Here is an 18,986-nt window from a genome sequence, read left to right as displayed (position 1 = left end):
ACGCTATGAAAATTCGTGCGCAAGTTGCGATGGTACTGAATCTGGATAAGTGTATTGGCTGCCATACCTGTTCGGTAACCTGTAAAAATGTATGGACCAGCCGAGAAGGCATGGAATACGCCTGGTTTAATAATGTCGAAAGTAAGCCTGGTGTCGGATATCCCAATGAGTGGGAGAATCAAACACGTTGGCAAGGTGGTTGGATTCGCGGTGTGAAAGGCCAGCTCACGCTACGCCAAGGCTCAAAAGTGGGCGTATTATCCAAGTTGTTTAATAACCCGCATATGCCGGAAATAGATGATTATTATGAACCGTTTACTTTTGATTACGATCATCTGCAAAACGCGCCTAAAAGTCGTCATCAGCCGATTGCGCGGCCCCGCTCTTTAATCACTGGGCAGCGCATGGAAAAAATTACCCAAGGCCCTAACTGGGAAGAAATCCTTGGCGGTGAATTTGCCAAACGCTCGGTAGATTACAACTTTCACGACATGCAAAAGCAGATGTACGGCGAATTTGAACATACGTTTATGATGTATTTGCCGCGTTTATGTGAACATTGTTTAAACCCGGCCTGTGTCGCCAGTTGCCCAAGCGGAACCATTTATAAACGTGAAGAAGATGGCATTGTGCTGATTGATCAGGATAAATGCCGTGGATGGCGTATGTGTATTAGTGGCTGCCCGTATAAGAAAATCTATTTTAATTGGAAAAGCGGCAAATCAGAAAAATGCATTTTTTGTTATCCACGCATTGAAGCTGGGATGCCAACCGCATGCTCGGAGTCTTGTGTCGGGCGGATCCGTTATTTGGGCGTCATGCTCTATGATGCGGATCGTATTCATGAAGCCGCCTCAGTGGAGCATGAACACGACTTATATGAAAGACAACTGGATATTTTTTTGGATCCCCATGATCCCGAGGTGATTCGCGAAGCGAAGGCGCAAGGCATCAGTCAAACGGTTTTAGAGTCCGCTCAGCAATCCCCAGTGTATAAAATGGCGGTCGAGTGGAAGCTCGCGTTACCCTTGCATCCAGAATATCGCACGCTACCCATGGTGTGGTATGTGCCGCCGCTCTCGCCCATTCAATCGGCGGTTGATGCGGGCTACATTCCCACTAAAAATGGTTTGCCGGACATCGAAACGCTGCGCATCCCTATACAATATCTAGCCAATCTATTGACTGCCGGTGATACCCAACCGGTATTGCGAGCTCTCAAACGGCTGATGGCAATGCGTCACTACAAACGCAGTGAAACCGTTGAACAGAGCATAGATACCACGGCCATTGATGAGGTAGGGCTGAGTATTCACAACGTCGAAGAGATGTATCGTTATCTTGCTATTGCCAATTATGAAGATCGCTTTGTCGTCCCGGCGGGCATGCGTCAAGAAGCGGATAGCGCGTTTGCTGAATCAAATGGTTGTGGGTTTAGTTTCGGCGATGGCTGCCATGGCAGCGATAACCGCGTCAATTTATTCAACAGTCAGCGCATTGATGCGATTGATATTATGGCGGAGAAAAAATGATGCTGAGTTTACGAATTATTTCTCGCTTATTGGAGTACCCCAGTGACGAGCTATGGCAACATTGTGATGAATTAGTGGCGGCAATCAGCCGCTGCACTGAGCTTAGCGACGTCCAGCGCGACACGCTGCGTCGCTGGATTGGTGAGTATCGCCAGCAAGCCCTGTTCGATGCGCAAGCGCAGTATTGCGGACTGTTCGATCGTGGACGCTCATTATCATTACTACTGTTTGAGCACGTCCACGGTCAATCGCGCGATCGTGGCCAAGCCATGATTGATTTACTCAACCAATATCAACAGGTTGGCTTAGAGCTGAATGCCAAAGAACTGCCCGATCATCTCCCCTTATATTTGGAATATTTAGCGGTGGTTGAGCCCAGCGAAGCGGTGCAAGGTTTAGATGATATTGTCCCGATCGTGAGTTTATTGGGCGAGCGCTTAAAACATCGTCACAGCCGTTATGCCGATTTGATGGTCTTACTCTTAGAGCTCGCCTCGCTAGATGTCAATCTTGCCTCGATTTGTGACAAAGTGCGGCAAGAAGCCCGCGATGATACCCCGCAAGCGCTGGATCAGGTATGGGAAGAAGAGCAGGTGACATTTATAGGTAATGCCAGTTGCGATGCACAGACGAAGCAGCATCAACGCCGTTTTGCCGATCGTATTCAGCCACAATATTTGGATGTTGGCCAATTAACCGGAGGTCAGTAATGTCGATACTTAATCAGTTTTTATTTGGAATTTATCCGTATATCGCCGCGGTGATTTTTTTACTCGGCAGTTGGCTGCGTTATGACTACGCGCAGTACTCGTGGCGCGCTGGCTCTAGCCAATTAATGGATAATAAAGGCATGGGTTTTGCCTCGAATATGTTTCATATTGGCATTATTGGCGTATTAGGGGGACACGCGGTAGGGCTATTAACGCCGCACTGGGTATACGAAGGGTTTCTTTCGATAGCGCTCAAGCAAAAGCTGGCTATGTTTGGTGGTGGGATCTTTGGATTAATGACCTTAGTGGGGGGCGCATTATTGCTCAAACGCCGTCTCTATAATCCGCGAGTGAGGGCGACCTCCTCATTGGCCGATATCGTGATTTTATGTTTGCTGGTGGCACAAGTGTGTCTTGGGTTGTTCACCATCCCATTTTCGGCTCAGCATATGGACGGGTCTGAAATGGTTAAATTTATGGATTGGGCGCAAGCCGTGGTGTATTTTCACGGTGGCGCCGCTGCGCATTTAGACGGAGTGGCATGGATATTTAAATGTCATATTGTGCTGGGCATGAGCCTATTTGTCGCCTTCCCATTTTGTCGCCTTGTGCATATTTGGAGCGCACCGATTGAATATGTGACGCGCCGTTATCAAGTCGTGAGATCGCGCCGCTAACGTAGAAGGTTAGCGACGAACCGTGTCGCCGCTAGCCTTTATTTCACACCCCTTTATTTCACACCCTGTTGATGTGCCCACACCGCCGCTTCTACTCGTGAGCGCAACTGCAGTTTTTTGAGTAGATGTTTAACGTGAACTTTGACCGTGGTTTCCGCAATATCTAATTTCTTGGCAATGGTTTTATTGGGCAAGCTTTTAGCCAGCAATTTGAGAATATCCAACTCGCGCGCGGTTAAAGCATCGATTTCGCGCGTGACAGGCGTGGGTTTACTGCGCAATTGTTTGGCGAGTAAATTGGCAAGTTTAGGACTCACCACTAACTCGCCTAAACAGATTTGCTCAATGGCATGGAGTAAGTCTTCGGCTTCCATATCTTTGAGTAAGTAGCCATCGGCCCCGGCTTGGATAGCTTTGACTAAATCTTCTTCATAATTGGAAACGGTAAACATAATAATGCGACTGGTAATATTATTTTCGCGCATGAGTTTTAGCGTTTGCAATCCATCGATATCAGGCATGTTGATGTCTAATAAAATTACATCCGGCTCATCGCTTAAAGCCAGCTCTAAGGCGTGTTGCCCATGGTGACTTTCAGTCACGACCTGAATTTGTGGATTCAACTGTAAAAGCTGTTTTAAGCCTTGACGCAACATGGGGTGATCATCGACTAACATGACAGTCGATGGTGATGTTTTCACTGCACTTGGAGTATTCATATTCATCCTTGTGTGACGGGGAAAAGCGAATCAAGAGCCTTGTCCCTTGTTGTTCTTGTGAGTCTATGTTGAGTTGACCGGGCAGTGCGTTAACGCGATCGGCAATAATGGTGAGGCCATAATGATGACCCCGTGCCTGATGGTGCTGGGAAATACCTACACCGTTATCACTAATAGTGAGAGTGCATTGTTTATCGCGTTGTGTCTCGCGATCATAGCGTAAACTCACCATTACCTCGGTCGCGCCTGAGTGTTTGTAGATATTACTCAATGCTTCACGAATAATATGCAAGATATGAATGGCTTGCTGTGGCTGTATACCATGCTCTGGCCACTCATTACGTAGATTTATCGCAAAGCCCAGTTTCTCATTATACTCAGTAATGGTGTTTTGTATGGCATTGGCTAAGCACCCTTCATCGAGTTTGAGACGAAAGGTTACCAGCAGTTCTCTTAATTGGTGATAAGCCGACGTGATCTCTTGGCTGATTTCTTCCAATAACTGATGTTGTAGTGGCGTTAAGTTGTCACTTTGTATCCGCAAGATACCACTTTTGATTTTTAAAAAAGACAGAGACTGTGCAATAGAATCATGCAGTTCGCGAGCAATCGTCTGGCGCTCCTCGAGTACGAGTAATTGATGGGTTTGCTGCTCTTGAATAAAAGCGCCTAAGTACTGGGTGAAGCTATCACAAAAGGTGGCAATTAATTGTTTTTGCGCGGTTGGAATAGCGTGGGCACTCATGGTTTCGAGCCGACCGTACTCGCGTGAGTCATCACTGACCGGCCACGATTGAGTCATCAGGCTTAGCGTCGCGTGTTGGCACGTCGCTGATTGATAGTCCATTTTCTTATCAAGCACATAGCGCAAATGCTCACCTGGGTAAAACGTGACTCTTTGCAGATTTGTGATGAGCATTAACTCGTTAAATAATGACGCCAGCGCATCCACGCTCAGTCGATGACGATTAAAACTGCGCCCGCTGCGATATAAAAAGTCCAAGTATTGATTTTGTCGCTCGAGTTCTTGCGTTTTGGTGTGAACGCGCTGCTCAAGGTCATCATAAGTTTGTTTCAGTTGGCTCGACATATCGTTGAGCGCATTTCCAAGCACGGCCATTTCATCGCGGTCATAACGCGATTGAAATCGCTGGTTAAAATCGCCCTCGCGCACGGCGTTAGCGATATGCAGTAATGCGCGCCATGGCGTAAATAAGTGTTTATGTAACGCCGAAAACGCTAAAAACAAAAAGACTAAGGTGAGTAAAAAAAACACATGCTGCGTAGTGGCGATCGCGCGAATATTGTTTTCCGTATGCTGATCAATTTGTGAAATCAGCACATTAAGCTTCGCGATCAATGCTTCTACGGCTTGACGTTTTTGTGTTGAATCGGCAGAAGATAATAAGATGTTTTTGGTGTCGGACTGCCATAATTGGAGAATGGCATCATACGCCTCGACAAAATGTTCATCAGCGATGAAGGTGGTAAAGGTCGGGGCCGTGAGCGCGGCTTGTAAGCGCTGCACCTCGGCTCGCGCTTGATTACGCGAGGCCGGCTCGCTAAAGGCTAATATGCGATAACTCTGCATACGCATTGCCCCGACACGATTAATCATATGGGCATTGCCTTGAATGCTTTTACTGGTTTGGGCACTGATTATCATTCCCGTCGTCGATAATAACGAGAAGGCCACAATGATGATGCTGATTTTTTTGACAAATGAGCATTGGCACCAAGCCTGAAAGCGATCAATGAACATAACACCGTTGCATGCGAGAAATGAGTGAAAAATTATACCATTACCCCTACAAACTGTGTAAGTTTATAATGTGACCTCCCTATAATTGTGGCGGTTGTTGACGAGAAAGTACGCTACTCGGCCGAGCTTTGGCGATAGATGAGGTCAGTAGGCCGGCGATGATCGCTTTGATAATATCGCCAGGCAGAAAAATGCTCGCCATGATTGCGCATTCCCAGAGGTTTTTCTTTAGCACAATGCTCATACCGACGATACCGAATATATAAACAACGATAATGCCGCCAATTACGGACGCGAGGCCAGCAACCAGAGCTAATGAGCCTGTGTGGCATTTCTCGACGATCCACCCGATGATGAAAGCCGCAATGGGCCAGCTCAGTAAGAAGCCGCCGGAAACGGAAAAAAACACGCCGAGCCCTCCATTTCCCCCAGCGAGCAATGGTAAGCCGATCGCGACCAGCAACAAAAATAACAGTACGGCTTGCGCGCCGCGTTTCGCGCCTAATATTGTGCCACACAGCATAATGCCTAAGGTTTGCGCGGTAATCGGGACGCCAAATCCCAGAGTTAATTTGGGGACTAAGCCTAGAGCGGCAATGAATGCGGCAAAAAGTGCCACGTAAGCGATGTGTTTTTCCGTGTTATTGTGCATGTGAGTTCCTGTGTACGTCATGAATCCGATGGGGGAGTGTCATCATTATTAATGGCATTAATGCCGCCGCGGGCGCGGATCGCCTCAGCAACATGATCGGCGTCATCGAGAGCGAGCACGGTAAAGGGCAGTAAAATCCGCCACCCCGCACGTTTACATGAGCGTGCTTGCCACGCCCAAGTTAACGAGCGTCCTTTGGTGATTAATACTGGCGTCATACGAATGACTAACGCGATCGCGAGCTCTAACCCGCGTGGGTTGAGGCCGACTTTTTGCAGTGGCCGAGTGATCACGCTGACAACATCCACCATATCTGATAGCTGAGTTGTCATGGTGACTAAATTCGCCAGTGCTACGGTTGAGAGAAGGCGAAGAATTAAAATCCCGCCTTCTTGATACTCGCCAATCCACACATGCCAAACGCCGACAAGCGCAATAAACGGCAGTAACAGCGACAGCGCCTTCCAACCATGTTGAAAAAAACGCCAGCCGGGTAAGGCATATAAACACATGACGCCCAATAACACACCGGCCTGAATCATCAAGTTCTCAATGAAAAATAAGGTCAGTGTGGTCACACATAAAGCGGCCAATTTGAGTCCCGCGGGCCAATGGTGCGCGCGCGTGTTAACCGGCGAGGTCAGAGATATCATCACTGTCTCCTAACGTATTCATGGCGGTGAGATAGTGTGGTAGCACTTCACTCGGGCTACCGGCTTGCGCCAGTTGGCCGGCTTCTAACCATACGATTTGATCGTAATGTTCGATATCACTGGGATCATGGCTGATGTGGACAAGTTTGCCAGGAAAGCCATCAAGATAGCGTTGTAACTGTTTTTTCGTCGGGATATCTAACCCTGCGAAGGGTTCATCAAGAATAATAAGCTTGGGGCGCATGGCCACCACCGCCATCAAACATAACAAATGTTTTTGACCTTGGGATAACGCACTGGTGTGGGCGTGTTGCCAATGGCTTTTGCCAAATTGCGCTAAGATGTCGATAGCCTGTTGGGTTGCGTCGGCCTTATTGTGTCCTAATTGACGCAAACCAAAGACCATTTCTTCGATAACGGTCGGGAAAATAATCTGATGATCAGGATTTTGAAACAATAATCCCACTTCTTTGATGGCCTGTTTACGTTGCGTCGCTGGGTTAATGTTGGACAGGATCGCCGTGCCGGAATCAACGGCCACTAATCCGGACAGTACCCGTGAGAGAGTGGATTTTCCCGATCCATTGCGGCCAATGATCCCTAATCGAGCGACGTTAGATTGAAACGATAAGTGGTTTAGTATGGTTTTGCCTTGAAGATTTAAACATACATCTTCAAGGTAAATACCAGCGTTTGATGGCAAGTCTTGGTTCTTTGATAGCGAATTCACAGTCATACTTATGGCACGTAAAGGTAATGCTTAAGCTGCGTGGTTAATTTGTGCGCACTTGTAAACATTGGTTTGTTTGTTATTGTTGACATGCTAGCAAGTTAGTCGAAAGGGGTAAATATTTTATTTCGTTATCTGGCTTATCTAAATGCCACTCAGTGCCCTAAACAAGCTTGTGATAGCGCTGATAAAACCGGTGGAGGTATTGGGTAAATGAATCGGCACTTGTTAGATAACGATGTATCGGTATGTCGCCGTCTCTTGGGGAGTCATGGAAGGCCGCACTAACGCGTGTCAATTGGCAATCATTGGCGAACGCTTCAAGTGGAGACCACTGTGATGGATGGCGAATGGGTCTATTTCATCGTTGATCATTGATTTATCTTATAAAATTTGTGTGATTTTGCTTCCATTTGTAGTAGGTTCATCCGTCTGTCGCTGAGTCGCCGTTTGTGATTTTGTTACGGCAAGGCATATGGAATAGGAAGTGTAGAATGATATTGAATATAGAGCCTTGGCTTATTTTCATTGGCATCGTCATGATAATGATTATGCAAGGCGTGTCGTTATGGCTACAAAGCCGTCGGCGTAAGCTTGAAAACTCACAATCTCGCCAGCATGACGACGCGTTACTCAAGCGCTGGCAAGAGTTTGATGTGCACTTTGCCCAAACGCATCAATACCTCAATAATGAACTGACATTGATACGTAACACGTTGCAATCTCAAATGGCATTATTAGAGCATATTCAAGACTTAGTCGACGCATCAATTGAAATGCCGACGATTGTTCGTGATAGTGTCAAAGCGCAATTGGATACCACAGCTTATGGGTTAACAACATCACTGCAAACGTTCATCTCGCAAAGCTGTCACAATTTAGCTCAGCAGCACCAACAGTTCAGTCAAGAATTGAGTAAGACCTTGCAAGAGCAAGGCTTTGCAATGCACCGGCAATACAAAAAAATCAGTGACGAAACGCAAAATAAACTCATGGCGGTTAATGACAGCGTGCAGCATACTATCATTAAAACCAACGAGTATATTGAATCTGAAGTGCGTAATAGTCGTGATTATATTGAAAATCAAATGCTGGCCAGCTCTCACAAGGCAGAAGACGCCCTTGGGAATATGCAATCTGCACTTACGCAAGCGCTGGATACATCATTACACACTTGGCAACAGCACTATCAGCAAGATCGCCATGCAGACAATGTGGCTTACGCGGTTGTGACTGAGAAATTATCAGAGCTTTATGAGTTAATCAGTGCTAATGAACGTCATGTGATCTCTCATGTCAGTGACACTCATGAGCAGCAATTTCCTCGCATTAAAAAAGTCATTGTCCAGGCTTATCAGGCGTTAAAATCACAGCATATAGAGATGAAATCCGCTGCGAGCGCGACGCAGCAACAATCGCAAGCGGAGTTATTACAGCAGGTGATACCATTGCTGCAAGCATTATCTATGCAAAATTCACACAGCGTGGAACCGGCGGCGGTGGAGTGACCCCATACCAATGTAAGGGCTAGGGAGCGGTGTAACCGGAGTATCAACTCGAAAATCCTATCCTAGTCGTGGCTATTTCTCCGTACCCAGTGTTATGTGTGATGCATGAGATTTTAATATATAAAAGTATATTAATCCCGAATTCAACTGCGAAGTGCGACACTCTCCAATATCAAGAAGCTAAAGCCATCTCCTCAAATATAATGGCTGCCTGCTTGAAGCCTAAACACTTTCTCGGACGGTAATTTATCCGCGATAAAGCGAACTCTATATCGATGTCCGTCACTGTCGTTAGATCGGTTCCTTTCTTCACATATTGCCTTAAAAGACCGTTCGCATTCTCATTAGCACCACGCTCCCAAGAACTGTACGGATGAGCAAAGTACACATCAGCCTTTAATTCTTTTGCGATGGTTTCATGACCTGCAAACTCTCGCCCGTTATCTGCCGTAATGGTATGGACATGTTTCTTATAGGGCTTCAGTAGCTCTATTGTCGCTTTGGTGACATCATCCGCTGACTTAGATGGCACTTTCTTTACCACGTAAAATCGAGTCTTACGCTCTAAAATAGTCACCATTGCACCTGTACCATGCTTACCTAGCACAGTGTCGATTTCCCAGTCACCAAACCGCTCCTTACTGTCAACGATGCTTGGTCTATCATCAATCGAAACGGCATTTTTTATCGCTGGAGCTTTCTCTTGTTTACCTCGGCGATACCGCTTATGACCTTGTCTCAAGTGACGATATAACTTACCGCCCAAGCGTTTATCTTGAGCAACAAAGCGATAGATCCACTCATGACTGACAGATGCACCAATTTTCGTTAATACATTAGAAATCTGCTTTGGACTCCAATCTGTTTCTAAAAGAAGGCGGATAAAATCGACACGTTCCTTTGGTATTCGGTATTTACGTGCTGTTTTGCGCTTTTTGGTAGACGACATCTGGGCTTCGTTAGGGCAATAATGCTCTCCCTTCCGACCGCGTTTAAGCTCACGGTATACCGTCGAGCGGTGGCACTGAACTGTTTTAGCTATTTCAGGAACCGAAATTCCCCGTTCCAAAAGAGCAGAAATCTGGTATCTTCTGCCTTCGGTCAACTGTTGATAATTCATGGTAGTACTGCTTGTTTCTTTGGCGAGAAGAGCGTACCACTTTCAGCAGTTGGCTTCCTCTTCTACATATTTCCATGAATGTCGCACTTATTATCTGAAATTGGGTGATACTTATGGTCATAATTTTGGTGATCAATTATTGCAGCAAGTTGCAGCTCGGCTCGCAGGCGCCTTACAAGGTAATGAAATGATTGCTCGTTTAGGTGGTGATGAATTTTTATTTGTGTCCTCAATTAAGGATATCTCTGAGATTTCCGATTTAGTGGTACGTTTGAAAGTGACGCGCAATACCCCTTTTACGATTCAAAATATATCAATCAACTTGAAATATAGTATCGGCGTGGCGGTATACCCAGATAATGGTGATACGGTGGAAGCTTTGATACATGCAGCAGATACGGCCATGTATCATGCTAAATTACAAGGGAAAACTTATTGTGTGGCCAGCAATACAGGAATTGAAGACATCATTCCATTACAAGAATCTGTTAAAATAGTGAGTTAATTTGACCCGATTTCAGATAATAAGTGCGACATTCATGGCAAGGTGTAGAAGAGGAAGCCAACTGCTGAAAGTGGTATGCTCTTCTCGCCAAAGAAACAAGCAGTACTACCATGAATTATCAGCAGTTGACCGAGGGCAGAAGAGACCAGATTTCTGCTCTTTTGGAACGGGGAATTATTATTGCTGTGTCGCTAGTGTTAAAAACCGATATAACATTTCATAACGAACGTTATATCGGCATCATAGGGGCTTAAATAAGCTCAATGTATCGGTTTATATTATTGCTCTTGATAAGTTGGGTAATCGCTATAGCCAATATCGGTACCACCATACATGGTGGCTGAATCCACATCATTGAGTGGCCAGCCGTGACGAAAACGCTCAGGCAAATCAGGATTGGCAATAAACGGGCGACCAAAGCCAAATAAATCGCCATAATTATTATCGAGCATCCATTGTGCTTTTTGCTGGGTATAACGACCCGCATAGAGGATACGACCAGAAAAGTGGCGACGCGCTGCTTGATAGAAGGTTTCCGGTAAGTCTGGTGCATTATCCCAATCGGCCTCTGCGAGTGATAAATAGGCAATGCCGGCCGCGTCTAAGCGTTTAATGGCCTCGATGTAGGTGGTCAGTGGATCGCTTTCCACTAAGCCTAGGTATACTCGGTCATCATTAGTGCTCTCAAACAATGGTGCAAACCGTACACCCACTTTATCTTGACCAAAGACGTCCACGACGGCATCGACAATCTCAACGAGAAATTGTAAGCGATTATCCAAAGTGCCACCATATTGGTCGTTACGTTGATTGGTATGCTCAGAGATGAATTGATTGACGAGGTAACCATTGGCACAGTGTAATTCAACCCCATCAAATCCGGCCTCTTTAGCATTGCGCGCCGCTTGCGCATACATTTCTACCAATTGTTGCACCTCGGCGGTTTCTAAGGCGCGCGGAGTACTCGGATTGGTCAACATACCTTCACCAGGGGCGGTTTCAACAAACACTTTCACCGCGTTGGTTTTGATTGCCGATGGCGCAACGGGTGCATCTTGATTGGGTTGTAAACTGGTGTGTGATACGCGGCCCACGTGCCAAAGCTGTGAGAAAATGATGCCGCCATTATCATGCACACTTTGCGTAACTTTTTTCCAGCCTTCAATTTGCGCTTGGCTATGAATACCCGGAGTCCACGCATAGCCTTGGCCACGAGGTTCAATTTGTGTGCCTTCCGTGACCATGAAACCAGCGCCAGTACGTTGTGAGTAATAGTCGACCATGATTTCATTGGGAATATTACCGGGTTGTGTGCTGCGTGAGCGTGTTAACGGCGGGAGAAAAATACGATTTTTTAAGGTGTAGTCGCCAAGGGTTACGGTGTCAAATAAGTGTTTTTCCGTCATAAAGTGTTCTCATTATTGTAAGTATAGTTTAAGCAGTCCACCGCTTAGGCTGGGGCTGTCTATGGAAGAGGTGCGCAGCATAAGCAATCTAGGATACAATCTGAAACAAGATATTATTGTTTAGGTTACAATTATGAATGGTATGAAAAAGCTGGATATTAAGCAGCTGCGCATCCTGAATGCTTTGTTGGCGGAAAAAAACTTATCGCGGGTGGCCGATAATATGGGATTAACCCAACAAGCCATTAGTGAGCAGTTACGCAAATTAAGAGAAGTTTTTGCCGATCGTTTGTTCGTGCGGCAAGGTAACCAAATGGTGCCAACGCCACTGGCATTAGAGCTCGGGACCAAAATTCAAACCATTTTATCGGACATTGAATCCTTGTCGCAGGTAAATGAGTTTTCGCCAGCGACTTATACGGGCGTGATTACTATTAGCGCCACGGATTATGCTATTGAAGCCATCTTGCCGCGGTTTTTACGCATTGTGCGTGAGCAAGCGCCTCATTTAAAAATTATTGTCACGGATTTTGAATCGGATCAATTGGGCGCTAAGCTCACTTCGGGAGAACTGGATCTAGCCTTGACCTTTCCGCCGTTTGTCCCTGCGGATATTCCGTGGTTGCACCTGTTTGATGAGCAGCATATTTGTGTGGCAAGTGCCTGTTCGCCATTATGTCATCAAGCGCCACTGTCACTCGCACAGGTAGCCGCTTTGCCTCAATTAGTGATATCTCCCTCCAAAGCGAATCTGAAAGGCTCCCATGATAGTTGGTTTGCCGAGCAAGGCTTGCAGCGTAATATTGTGATGTCTTTGCCAAGCTTTAAAGGCGCGCCAGATGTGCTTTATGCCACGGATATGATTGCGTTTTATCCGGCGCGCTTGCTGCCTAATCGTAAAGTTGATGTTATTGCATTGGATGTCCAACCGCCTAAATTTGAAGTGATTGTTGCTTGGCACCCGCGTACGCAGCACAGCCAAATTCACCAATGGCTCATTAATCAATTACAAAATATATGTGGCGAATAGCCGCTGAGCACGCGGTGAGGTGCCAGTGAATATGAAGGGGGGTCACATCGATAATGCCAGCCCAAGATTCGGCAATTTGTGCGTTTTTAAACATTGGCCAAGCGTGACTTAGGTTGTGCATCGCTTCTTGATTGAGCTTGGGGTTGTGCGCCGGATCCATGGTGTGAATTTTTCAAACGGCGTGATCTTGGTTGGTTTCCAGCGCCGTCTTAACGCCAAATCCGAAAACCGGGTTTGCCAAACGAGACTCGTAAAATATCCAATTGATGTGCTAACTGGTTAAAGTAACGGTGCCCAATTAAGAGATGATCGAGAGTGATTGGCGCATCTAATGCGCCGCGCTGTGATGAGACTCGTGCGCGCGCCATTTTAGCTTAAGATTCGCGCGGAGCATTGTATTTCACACGGTTTATCTGCATAGTCACTATTTTTGATTTGAGGCCATGCATTTATGATTCATTATCACATTACGGTGATTGATCCCGTCGCGCATTTATTTGCGGTTACCATGGAAATTGACGCGCCTGATGCGCAGACCGAGCTCTGGCTACCGGCTTGGTTACCTGGAAGTTATATGATTCGTGATTTTGCGAAAAACATCATTGATTTGAAAGCGTATGACGAGCGTATGACCCCGGTTGCGATCAGCCAATTAGATAAGCAGCGTTGGCGAATTGAATCAGAGTGTGCCAAGTTACATGTGAGCTACCAAGTCTATGCATGGGATATGTCAGTACGTACGGCGCACTTAGATCAAACCCATGGTTTCTTTAATGGCAGTAGTGTGTTTTTGGCGGTAACAGGTCGTGAGGAATGGCGTCATACGGTGGATATCACCGCCCCGCAAGGGCTCGAGCATTGGCAAGTTGCGACGACGCTCCCGCGCGATACCGGTGAGGATTTTGCCTTTGGTCAATTCCATGCCGATAACTATGACGCCTTGATTGATCACCCGGTAGAAATGGGCGATTTTACCGTTGATAGCTTTGAGGCTGGTGGCGTGCGTCATGATGTGGTTTTAACTGGGCGTCATTATTGCTATATGCCGCGTTTGTTAAGCGATCTCAAAGCCATTTGCGAAACAGAAATTCAATTCTTCGGCACGCCCGCACCGTTTGAGCGCTATGTATTTATGACCCATGTGGCCAACAATGCCGGGGGCGGGTTAGAACATCGTGATTCAACCGCACTGCATTGTTCGCGTCATGAGCTGCCAAGCAGTGATGATGAGCCGATGAACGATGATTATCGTAACTATCTGACGCTATGTTGTCATGAGTATTTTCATGCTTGGAATGTCAAACGAATTAAACCGGCGGCGTTTACACCTTTTGAGTTACAAGCGGAAACCTATACGCCACAACTGTGGGCGTATGAGGGCATTACGTCATACTATGAGGAGTTGCTGACCTATCGCAGTGGATGCGTGGATAAAGCTGGCTATCTGGATTTACTCGCAAAAACGTTTACCCGTGTGTACCGCGGGGCGGGGCGCTTGAAACAAAGTTTGCATGACTCAAGCTTTAACGCGTGGACTAAGTTTTATCAGCAAAATGAAAACGCGATTAATGCCATTGTTAGCTATTACACCAAAGGTGCGCTGTTTGCGCTATTTTTAGATTTGACGATTCGCAAAGAAACGCAAGGTCGTCAGTCCTTAGACGATGTGATGCGCGTGCTCTGGCATCAGTATGGCCTTACTGGCGTGGGAACCGATGATGATACGCATCTTCATATCGTGAGTGACATCCTTGGACGCGATGCCACCCCAGAGTTTGCGTGGCTCGATAGAGCCCAAGATTTGCCCTTAGAGCCGCTATTGGCCGAGTTTGGTGTGACCATGACGTTACGCGCCAGTAAAGGTAATAGCGATCAAGGCGGCGGTGATGAGCAAGGGCTCACGTTCGGGTTTGGCGCGCGTTATCGCGCGGAAGCTATGGGAGTGCGTATCATCAATGTAGCGCATGGCTCGCCTGCTCATCAGTGTGGTTTAAGTCAAGGTGACTTACTGATGGCTGTAGATGGTTTACGAGTAAATAGTGGCTTTGAACAATCATTATCGCGCTTTAAAGATAGCGCCCATATCACGCTGCATTGGTTCCGGGATGATGTGCTAATGAGTGGAGATATGCCGATAGAAAGTGCGAAGAAAGATACGGTTTATTTAGCGATACACGACGAATCTAAAGCTAAGCATTGGTTAGATGGCACGCTGTAATGACCCTGTAAGCATAGATAAGATTACTGTGATAAAGGTCAGTCTTTAGTTATTCACGCTGTAAATAGGTAAGAAGTCAATCACATTCTTTAGGTGTTTGGCTTGTTGTGGTGAATGTTTCACCTTATGTTGATTTCACCGCATAGGATTGTCACTGCATCAGCAGGCAAGACCTGATAGCCCTCTCATCACGCGCTGCACGCAGCGTTTGAGCATGAGAAGGCTGTCAGGTCTTTTTATTTTATGCCAATAAAAACAGGATTGTTACCTACAAAAGGGCAAAACCTGAATTCACATAGCGCGAGCTATGGGGGTTCAGGTTTTTTTATTTCTATAAAAACCGATAAACGTGAAAGCAGAGGTCCACCCATGAAGACATTACTCTCAACCTCAATAATATTAGCCTTATCCAGTGTCAGTGTTGCGGCTCATAGTGCGCCGCACGATGATGGTAACTGGATTGAAAGTTACGCGGATCCAAACTATGGCAGCACTTTAGAGCAGTTTACAGACTTAGATAATAACTCACGTTGGTATTATAACCTGCGTTTGCAAGGCACCGCCTCGGCGGGAGAATCACTGGATACGAATGCCAATAAAATCGAAGCCAGCTTACGTTTACGTGGTAAAACCATGTTTACTGATGATCTCGGATTTATGGGCGACTTTTGGCTCAAAGCGCGTGAAAACTATAATCAACAAGATGGTGTTACCACCAATGCCTACGATGATTTGGATGAAGATGCGGCTTGGGAAAACCTGATTTTTGGTATTGAATCCAATAAATATGGTGCCATTGCCTATGCCAAACATACCTCAAATTGGGCGATTTTTGCTGCAGATATGGGTATGCATGGTCAGTTTAATATTCAAGGTGAAGCGGGCGGTAAAAACGCGGGCAAGATCATTTATAAAAACTTTTTTGCCAATAATTTGTTTGTACATACCAGTTACGATCGTAATTCCGATATTGTCGGGCTTGATATTGGTTATCAAACCGCGAATATTTATCCTTTTTATCCTGATTCTTATGGTATTTATGCGTCCGTGCACAATGGTCAGCCGTCGTTAAATAATGGCTATCAAAAAACCATTATAGGTAACGTTGATCCAAGCAAAGACATTAAATCGGATACGGACCTCAATCGTCATAGTGAAGACTTGTATACCTACTCAATCTCGGGCTACAAACAATTTGGTATGAACGGTCGGTTTGGATCCGTGCTCGCGTATTCAGAACGAGATGATGGCGAAACCAAGCGTGAAATACGCGCGCGGGGCTACACCAAAGGTGGTTTAGGTTTCTCTGCTTCGGCGACCTATCAATACTTCCCTGATAATATACAAGGATGGGGCGCAGCCGTCACGGCGTCACATGATGAGTTTAGCGATCAATTTGTGCCGCAAGTGTACTACTGGTTCCACCCGCAAATGCGCATGTGGGCAGGGCATGTCTTTACGTCACACGGTGAAGAATCGACGCAAATCGAATTTCAAATCGATTACTAATGGCGCGGGTGATGAATCACCATTTGTCCTATCCTATACAAAAGCCACCGACGTGCGGTGGCTTTTTTTGATGAAGGGCGATGTGGTTATACTTTGAACTTAGATACTTGATCATCGAGTTCATGATATAGCTGGTTCAATGCAGTAAATTGCGAGCGAATGTTACCCGCCGCATCATTGACGCCATCTGTTTGATCTTTCATGTTCACTAGGTTTTTACTAATTTCATTGGACACTTCCGATTGTTCGTTCGTCGACAATGCGGTTTGTTCTGATAAATCACGTACTGCGTTGAGCGAGGTATTCAAGGCGTCAAATACCGCAATCACATGGTCAAAGTTATTTGCCGCATCGCTGGCATTATCTTTGCTCATTTTGATCGCATCAAACGCATCGTTAACGCTTTGTGTAAATTGATTAATCATTTCTTCAATCTTATTGGTACTTTCACCCGTTTGCGTTGCTAACGTCCGTACTTCATCGGCAACCACGGCAAATCCACGGCCAAATTCTCCGGCGCGCGCCGCTTCTATGGCCGCATTCAACGCCAAAAGATTGGTTTGCTCAGAAATACCGCGAATCACTTCGAGCACCGAGTAGATAGACTGGGTATTCTTCTCGAGCTCTTCGGCTTTGGTCATGGTGTTCTCAATATTACCCACCAACGAATCAATGGTGGTGTGTGAGGACGTAATCGCTTGCCGTCCCTGCTCAACGCTATCAGACGCTTTATTCGATTCTTCCGATGTATTGCTCGCCACATTGGCCATTTGGTCTGTCGACATGGACATCTCATTGGCGGCGGTCACAATCGAATCACAAGATTCTGCTAATACTTTCGTGATGCCACTCACCGAGTGTGCCACTTTATCCAATTGCTGTGTTGATTCACCCAATGCCGCACTTTTTTGTTTCACAATACGTATGGTGCTTTGCAGCTTATCTAAGAACCCATCAAACTCTTTTGATAAGTCCCCCAGCTCGTCTGCAGAATCTGAATTGATACGTGCGGTAAGATCGCCGTCCCCTTGCGATATTTCTTTAATGCGTTGCGATAAGTTTTTAACATTAGTCGTGATTTTTTTCGGAATAAGATAGCCAATCGTAAATGCGAAGATAAAGCCGATCATGATGACAATCATCGCAACTTTTTGAACACGTTCTGTCGTCTCAGAGACTTCTTGCTCCATTTTTCGACCATGTGCGCGCACCGTTTCACCCGCTTTGTCTAAAATGTCGCGAATATTATCAAAGGCTTTGTCCGCTTCAGTGAGCGTGTCATAGCGATCTAACGTTTGTTTAAATTCATCCGATTGCAGCATGACAAGGCTTTGGTTAAACCACTCGGTAAAAATGCCATTAAACTCATCGTAACGATTGGTGTAATTGGGATCGGCTTTCATTAACGATTGAAATGCTTGAAAGCGCGTGATGGCTTGCAACGCATTTTCTTCGAATTGTTTTTTATTTTCTGCATAATCACCAATATTTGAAAGAATGTGTTGCTGCGCGAGTCTCGCTTGATACATGTCTCTATCGGCATTTAACACTTTGGCAATGGCGTTTAAATAGCGTTCCATTACGATAGGTTCGACAGGGGCATCGGATTCTTTCCAATTATTAACCGTACGGCGTAGCTCGGCCTCCATTTGATCCAGCATGTTTCTTAATGCATTAAATTTAGGATTTAAGGCGCTTAATTGATTATCAATATGCAGTTTAGATTGATAGCTACGCGTGACATCTTTACTGCGGTTGACCCACTGTTGATAGTGCTGATCAAAATCTTTAAACGGTTCGAGTAACTGTGGTTCGTTTTCGAGGTATTTGCGATATTTATAAAATCTGTCATATACCTGCTGAGCATTTTCATCGAAGGTTTTTTGTTGGTTGGCTTTATCCCCGTAATCGGTGAGCATTTCTGCTTGCGCAAGACGGGCTTGATAAATGTCTCTATCCGCATTTAATACCACGGCAATCGCTTCAAAATACGATTGCGTTTGTGTTTTCATGGCATCACTTTCGTATTTCAGTAATAGCTGCATAAAAATGAATAGCCCTAAAAGTAGTACAGCTAATAAAATGATCGGAGACATCATTTTTAATCGGATAGAGTGTATTCTCATATCGTCCTCGTTTATTAACGAATATTGTTCGAAAGGGGGATTAAACTGAGTTTAGGTGCTGTTTTTGAAGTTATCAAATAGGGCTAGATGAGATAAAGCCTGTCACCTCACAAAGTATAGGAAACAAGC

General features: G+C 45.7%; 17 protein-coding genes. 9 read left to right on the top strand and 8 right to left on the bottom strand.

Annotated elements, in window-relative coordinates:
- Positions 1–5: 5 nt before the first annotated feature.
- From narH to narI, 3 genes are read left to right on the top strand one after another with little or no spacing between them, the layout of a single operon-like run.
- Positions 6–1,532 carry a nitrate reductase subunit beta gene (narH, locus tag EAE30_RS14945; protein ID WP_123016631.1) on the top strand — a complete coding sequence of 509 codons (1,527 nt, stop codon included), beginning with the start codon at positions 6–8 and terminating at the stop codon, positions 1,530–1,532.
- The gene (gene narJ, locus EAE30_RS14940) at positions 1,529–2,242 is read left to right on the top strand and encodes a nitrate reductase molybdenum cofactor assembly chaperone (protein ID WP_199287059.1); all 714 of its coding nucleotides are present in this window, start codon (positions 1,529–1,531) and stop codon (positions 2,240–2,242) included. Before narH ends, narJ begins: the two co-directional genes overlap by 4 nt.
- A complete protein-coding gene (narI, locus tag EAE30_RS14935) occupies positions 2,242–2,919 on the top strand; it encodes a respiratory nitrate reductase subunit gamma (protein ID WP_123016630.1) in 678 nt (225 codons plus the stop codon). Before narJ ends, narI begins: the two co-directional genes overlap by 1 nt.
- A gap of 53 nt (positions 2,920–2,972) precedes the next feature.
- Here narI and narL read toward each other — a convergent pair whose 3' ends face one another.
- From narL to EAE30_RS14910, 5 genes are all read right to left on the bottom strand, one after another.
- On the bottom strand, positions 2,973–3,638 hold the full coding sequence (gene narL / locus EAE30_RS14930; protein ID WP_123016629.1) for a two-component system response regulator NarL: 666 nt from the start codon (positions 3,636–3,638) through the stop codon (positions 2,973–2,975).
- Complete coding sequence (locus EAE30_RS14925) at positions 3,583–5,400, bottom strand: histidine kinase (RefSeq protein ID WP_123016628.1); 1,818 nt, start codon at positions 5,398–5,400, stop codon at positions 3,583–3,585. The genes narL and EAE30_RS14925 overlap by 56 nt, the downstream gene beginning before the upstream one ends.
- Before the next feature lie 79 nt (positions 5,401–5,479).
- Positions 5,480–6,052: a biotin transporter BioY gene (locus EAE30_RS14920; protein WP_123016627.1), complete on the bottom strand. Its 573-nt coding sequence runs from the start codon at positions 6,050–6,052 to the stop codon at positions 5,480–5,482.
- A gap of 17 nt (positions 6,053–6,069) precedes the next feature.
- The gene (locus EAE30_RS14915; protein WP_123016626.1) at positions 6,070–6,705 is read right to left on the bottom strand and encodes an energy-coupling factor transporter transmembrane component T family protein; all 636 of its coding nucleotides are present in this window, start codon (positions 6,703–6,705) and stop codon (positions 6,070–6,072) included.
- A complete protein-coding gene (locus EAE30_RS14910; protein WP_123016625.1) occupies positions 6,680–7,441 on the bottom strand; it encodes an energy-coupling factor ABC transporter ATP-binding protein in 762 nt (253 codons plus the stop codon). The genes EAE30_RS14915 and EAE30_RS14910 overlap by 26 nt, the downstream gene beginning before the upstream one ends.
- Before the next feature lie 488 nt (positions 7,442–7,929).
- On the opposite strand from EAE30_RS14910, the gene EAE30_RS14905 reads away from it, so the two are divergent.
- Positions 7,930–8,943 carry a hypothetical protein gene (locus tag EAE30_RS14905; protein WP_123016624.1) on the top strand — a complete coding sequence of 338 codons (1,014 nt, stop codon included), beginning with the start codon at positions 7,930–7,932 and terminating at the stop codon, positions 8,941–8,943.
- Between the two features lie 172 nt (positions 8,944–9,115).
- Here EAE30_RS14905 and EAE30_RS14900 read toward each other — a convergent pair whose 3' ends face one another.
- Positions 9,116–10,063, bottom strand: coding sequence for an IS30 family transposase (locus EAE30_RS14900; RefSeq protein ID WP_123014140.1), 948 nt, complete (start codon positions 10,061–10,063; stop codon positions 9,116–9,118).
- Between EAE30_RS14900 and EAE30_RS14895 the strand changes: the two genes are divergently transcribed.
- The gene (locus EAE30_RS14895) at positions 10,062–10,568 is read left to right on the top strand and encodes a diguanylate cyclase domain-containing protein (RefSeq protein WP_123016623.1); all 507 of its coding nucleotides are present in this window, start codon (positions 10,062–10,064) and stop codon (positions 10,566–10,568) included. The two genes, EAE30_RS14900 and EAE30_RS14895, sit on opposite strands and share 2 nt — an antisense overlap.
- Before the next feature lie 110 nt (positions 10,569–10,678).
- Positions 10,679–10,822 (top strand): hypothetical protein, encoded by a 144-nt coding sequence (locus tag EAE30_RS18795; RefSeq protein ID WP_164711875.1) that lies wholly within the window; start codon positions 10,679–10,681, stop codon positions 10,820–10,822.
- 24 nt (positions 10,823–10,846) lie between these two features.
- On the opposite strand, the gene EAE30_RS14890 is transcribed toward EAE30_RS18795, so the two are convergent.
- Positions 10,847–11,974 (bottom strand): alkene reductase, encoded by a 1,128-nt coding sequence (locus EAE30_RS14890; protein WP_123016622.1) that lies wholly within the window; start codon positions 11,972–11,974, stop codon positions 10,847–10,849.
- A gap of 133 nt (positions 11,975–12,107) precedes the next feature.
- On the opposite strand from EAE30_RS14890, the gene EAE30_RS14885 reads away from it, so the two are divergent.
- From EAE30_RS14885 to EAE30_RS14870, 3 genes are all read left to right on the top strand, one after another.
- Complete coding sequence (locus EAE30_RS14885) at positions 12,108–13,004, top strand: LysR family transcriptional regulator (RefSeq protein ID WP_123016621.1); 897 nt, start codon at positions 12,108–12,110, stop codon at positions 13,002–13,004.
- A gap of 451 nt (positions 13,005–13,455) precedes the next feature.
- Entirely contained in the window at positions 13,456–15,222 is a 1,767-nt protein-coding gene (locus EAE30_RS14875; protein ID WP_123016619.1) for a M61 family metallopeptidase, read from the top strand.
- A gap of 369 nt (positions 15,223–15,591) precedes the next feature.
- On the top strand, positions 15,592–16,731 hold the full coding sequence (locus EAE30_RS14870; protein ID WP_123016618.1) for a hypothetical protein: 1,140 nt from the start codon (positions 15,592–15,594) through the stop codon (positions 16,729–16,731).
- A gap of 86 nt (positions 16,732–16,817) precedes the next feature.
- Here EAE30_RS14870 and EAE30_RS14865 read toward each other — a convergent pair whose 3' ends face one another.
- Positions 16,818–18,857 carry a methyl-accepting chemotaxis protein gene (locus EAE30_RS14865; protein WP_241967672.1) on the bottom strand — a complete coding sequence of 680 codons (2,040 nt, stop codon included), beginning with the start codon at positions 18,855–18,857 and terminating at the stop codon, positions 16,818–16,820.
- Positions 18,858–18,986: the final 129 nt, after the last annotated feature.

It is taken from the genome of Vibrio zhugei (assembly GCF_003716875.1).
Lineage (GTDB): Bacteria > Pseudomonadota > Gammaproteobacteria > Enterobacterales > Vibrionaceae > Vibrio > Vibrio zhugei.
Note: the sequence above shows the minus strand (reverse complement) of the source record. Positions and strands in the feature narration are given on the sequence as shown.